The 4,535-nt window shown below is 71.5% G+C and carries 2 protein-coding genes and 1 pseudogene; 2 read left to right on the forward strand and 1 reads right to left on the reverse strand.

Annotated features, from left to right (window positions below):
- Nucleotides 1-118: 118 nt before the first annotated feature.
- Nucleotides 119-1,498 (reverse strand): aminotransferase class I/II-fold pyridoxal phosphate-dependent enzyme, encoded by a 1,380-nt coding sequence (locus tag KME75_RS40120; RefSeq protein WP_219420230.1) that lies wholly within the window; start codon nt 1,496-1,498, stop codon nt 119-121.
- A gap of 58 nt (nt 1,499-1,556) precedes the next feature.
- Between KME75_RS40120 and KME75_RS40125 the strand changes: the two are divergent.
- Both KME75_RS40125 and KME75_RS40130 read left to right on the forward strand, forming a co-directional pair.
- A pseudogene (locus KME75_RS40125) lies at nt 1,557-3,046 on the forward strand (CoA-acylating methylmalonate-semialdehyde dehydrogenase).
- A 10-nt stretch (nt 3,047-3,056) separates the two neighbouring features.
- A partial coding sequence (locus KME75_RS40130; protein ID WP_219420231.1) for an aspartate aminotransferase family protein occupies nt 3,057-4,535 on the forward strand: 1,479 nt, incomplete at its 3' end.

The raw sequence follows: 4,535 nt of genomic DNA on the forward strand, positions 1-4,535 counted from the left end.
CGGTGTCCGGTCGGGCAGCAACGGCTCCAGCCGTGCCCACTCCGCGTCGGTCAAGTCGTGGCGATCAAGCACAGAAGAGATCTACCGCAGCCGACCCGCATGATCCACGGGACACGCTCTAGCCCGCGAGGCGATTGCGTGCCGCCGGGTCTCGATTCAGCGCGTGCCGGCCCGCCAGCCGCTGCTGTGCGCTGCGGCGGCGATCTGTACCGCCACCTCCGCGTGCCGGTCGGTGAGTAGCCCGACGGTGACGCGGATGTGGTCCTGTGCGGAGGGCAGGAGGGCGAACGGTTTGCCGGGTGCGACGCCGATTCCCTGGCTGGCCAGCCGGACGATGGGCGGCCGCCTCGTTGTGAACCGGCACCCAGATGTTGATCCCGTCGGTGCCCTTGACGGTGACGCCGAGTGCCGCCAGCTCGTCGACGACCATCCGGCGGCGCCGGGCGTACTCGTGGCGGGCCGCGGACACGGCAGAGCAGGCGTTGGGGTCGGTGAGCAGGTTGAGCAGGATGCGCTGCAGGAGTCTGCTGCTCCAGCCTTGGCCGTACTGTCGTCGGGCGGTGACGGCACCCAGTATATCGGCCGGTCCGCTCATGGCGGCCAGGCGCAGGTCGGGGCCGTGGGACTTGGAGAAGCTGCGGATGTGCACGGTCTGGTCGGGGAGCCAGCGGCCGAGGCTCGTCGGTGTCGATACGGAGGTGGGTCCGGCCGAGTCGTCCTCCACGATCACCGTCTCGGTCCCGTCGAGCAGCTCGGCGAGCGAGCGCGCTCGTTCGGGTCGCATCGAGATGCCGGTCGGGTTCTGGGCGCGGGGCTGCAGGACCACGGCGGCCAATCGAGCGTGCAGCGCCGCCGGATCCGGCCCGGCGTCGTCCATTGGCAGCGCCACGATCTGGACGCCGACCGCCTCGAGCAGGTCGACCAGGGGCGGGAAGCACGGGTCCTTGACCGCGACCCGGTCGCCGAACCGCAGGGCCGAGCGGGCCACCAGGTCCAGCGCGTCCATCGCGCCGTCCACGACGGACAGCTCGGTGGCGGGATACGGCCAGTCCTGCAGCAGCCCCTCGCGCAGCTGCGGCAGGACGGGCTCGTCGAGGTAGCTGCCGGGGGTGCCGGCCGTGGTGAGCTGCGCGAGCGCGCCTGCCAGGCTCGGCAGCAGGGCGGCGTCGGGCACGCCGGTCGACAGGTCGAGGCGCAGCGTCGCCTGGTGATCGAGCGTCTGCCGGTAGCGGCCGGCGGACGGCGCGGTCGTGTCGACGACGGTGGTGCCCCGCCTGCCGTCGGTCCGGGTCGTCCCGGACCGGGCCAGCAGCGCCCACGCGGCGCTGACCGTGGTGGGGGACAGCGCCAGCTCGGTGGCGACCTCGCGGATCGGCGGCAGCTTGACGCCCGGGCGCAGGACGCCGTCACTGATCGCTCGCCCGACGGCGTTGGCCAGGTCGCGGGCCGTGGGCCGGTCCAGGCCGTGCTCGATCGCCGACAGAAGCTCGTTCCGCACTTATGTAACATAACAATAGGGATTCGTTCGGGAGCATCCTGGCGCTTAACGTGCCCGCATGACGAGGCGCATTCCGCACTGGATCGACGGCCGCGAGGCCCCCGGCACCTCGGGCCGCGTGGCGCCAGTGTTCAACCCGGCGACGGGGCGGCAGACCGGCGAGGTGGACCTGGCAGGCGGGGCCGAGACGGACGCCGCCGTCGCGAGCGCGACCGCCGCGGCCAAGGAGTGGCGCCGTGCGTCGCTCTCGACGCGGAGCGCAGTCCTGTTCCGGTTCCGCGAGCTGTTGCACGATCGCTCGGACGAGCTCGCCGCGATCATCACCGCCGAGCACGGGAAGGTGCTCGCGGACGCGGCGGGCGAGATCGCGCGTGGCCTGGAGAACGTCGAGTTCGCTGCCGGGGTGCCCCAGCTGCTCAAAGGCGGGTTCTCCGAGCAGGCCGCCACGGGCGTGGACGTCTACAACATCCGCCAGCCGCTCGGCGTGGTCGCCGGTATCACCCCGTTCAACTTCCCGGCGATGGTCCCGCTGTGGATGTGCGCGAACGCGATCGCGTGCGGCAACGCGTTCGTGCTCAAGCCCAGTGAGAAGGACCCGTCCGCCGCGCTGTTCCTGGCCCGGCTGTGGCAGGAGGCCGGGCTCCCCGACGGCGTGTTCACCGTGCTGCAGGGCGACAAGGAGGCCGTCGACACGCTGCTGACGCACCCTGACGTCGCCGCGGTCAGCTTCGTCGGCTCGACACCGATCGCCCACTACGTCTACGAGACGGGCACGGCGCACGGCAAGCGGGTGCAGGCGCTGGGCGGGGCGAAGAACCACGCGCTGGTACTGCCGGACGCGGACGTCGACATGGCGGCCGACGCGGTGGTGTCCGCGGCCTACGGCGCGGCCGGTGAGCGGTGCATGGCACTGTCGGTCACCGTGGCGGTCGGCGACGTCGGCGACGCATTGGTGGATGCTTTCGCCGCGCGGCTGCCGAAGCTGACCGTCGGGGACGGCGCCCACGCCGACACCGACATGGGCCCGCTGATCACCCGGGAACACCGGGACCGGGTCGCAGGCTACGTAGGGGCGGGTGCCGAGGCGGGCGCGACGGTCGTGGTCGACGGCCGGGAGGCGGACGTGCCGGCCGACGGGTCTTCCTCGGCACGACGCTGCTGGACCACGTGCGCCCGGACATGACCGTCTACACCGACGAGATCTTCGGGCCGGTGCTGTCGGTGGTGCGTGTCGACACCTACGAGGAGGGCCTGGCCCTGATCAACGCCAACCCGTTCGCGAACGGTACCGCGATCTTCACTCGCGACGGCGGGGCAGCGCGCCGGTTCCAGTTCGACGTCGAGGTCGGCATGGTCGGCATCAACGTACCGATCCCGGTGCCGGTGGCCTACTACTCTTTCGGCGGCTGGAAGGCCTCGCTGCTCGGGGACACACACATGTACGGCCCGGAGGGGATCAACTTCTACACCCGCAGCAAGGTCGTCACCTCGCGCTGGCCGGACCCGGCCACGTCCAGCGTCGACCTCGGCTTCCCGCGCACCCGCTAAGGAGGACACGATGACGCAGACCGTGGACGCCCACATCGTGGAGGAGCCCCGCAGGGCGGACGAGGAGCGGATCCGCCGCGACGACCGGGCGCACGTCTTCCACTCCTGGTCGGCCCAGGAGCTGATCGACCCGGTGCCCATCGAGCGCGCGGCGGGCTCGTACTTCTGGGACTACGCGGGCAACCGCTACCTCGACTTCTCCTCCCAGCTGGTCAAAGTCAACATCGGCTACCAGCACCCCGCACTGGTCGCGGCGATCACGGAGCAGGCCGCGCGACTGTGCACGGTCGCCCCGAGCTTCGCCAACGACGCCCGCTCCGAGGCCGCCCGGCTGATCGCCGAGGTGGCTCCCGGTGACCTCGACGCGGTGTTCTTCACGAACGGCGGCGCGGAGGCCAACGAGAACGCGCTGCGCATGGCCCGGCTGCACACCGGCCGGCACAAGGTACTGGCTGCCTATCGCAGCTACCACAGCGCGACGGCCGGGGCCATCGCGGTGACGGGGGACCCCCGGCGCTGGCCGTCGGAGCCCGGGATGTCCGGCGTGGTGCGCTACTGGGGGCCCTACCTCTACCGTTCGGCGTTGCACGCGGCGGACGAGCAGGAGGAGAGCGAGCGAGCGCTGCAGTACCTGCGCGACACGCTGATGGTCGAGGGCCCGCACACGGTCGCCGCGATCCTCCTCGAGACGGTGGTGGGCACCAACGGCGTGCTGGTGCCGCCGCCCGGCTACCTAGCGGGCGTGCGCGCGCTGTGCGACGAGTTCGGCATCGTCATGATCGCCGACGAGGTGATGTCGGGGTTCGGCCGCTGCGGCGAGTGGTTCGCCGTCGACCACTGGGACGTCGTGCCCGACCTGATCACGTTCGCGAAGGGCGTGAACTCCGGCTACGTGCCGCTGGGCGGTGTGGTCATCTCGCAGGCGATCGCCGCGACGTTCGCTGAGCGCCCCTATCCCGGCGGGCTCACCTACTCCGGTCACCCGCTGGCTTGCGCGTCCGCCGTGGCGTCGATGAACGTCTTTCACGAAGAGGGGATCCTCGACCACGCCCGCAGCCTCGGCCGGGACGTGATCGGCCCCGAGCTGCGCGCGCTCGCCGACCGGCACCCCAGCGTCGGCGAGGTCCGCGGGCTCGGCGTGATGTGGGCCCTCGAGCTGGTGCGCGACCGCTCCACCCGCGAACCGCTGGTGCCGTTCAACGCCGCCGGCGCCGCCGCGGCCCCGATGGCAGAGTTGGCCGCCGCCTGTAAGGCACACGGGCTCTGGCCGTTCACGCACTTCAACCGGACCCATGTAGTCCCACCGTGCACGACGACGGCCGATGAGATCCGCGAAGGCATCGCGGTCCTCGACACCACGCTCGGTAAACATTCAGCGGTGTGGTGGCATGGCGTGATCGCCGGTCGGCCGTTCGGCCTCCGGTGCGCTCGGCTCGGTGTCCGTGGTCAGGTGGGCGCGGGTAGTGCCGGCATCCAGGGGTGGCCGGTG

The organism is Pseudonocardia nigra (assembly GCF_019396355.1).
GTDB classification, from domain to species: domain Bacteria; phylum Actinomycetota; class Actinomycetes; order Mycobacteriales; family Pseudonocardiaceae; genus Pseudonocardia; species Pseudonocardia nigra.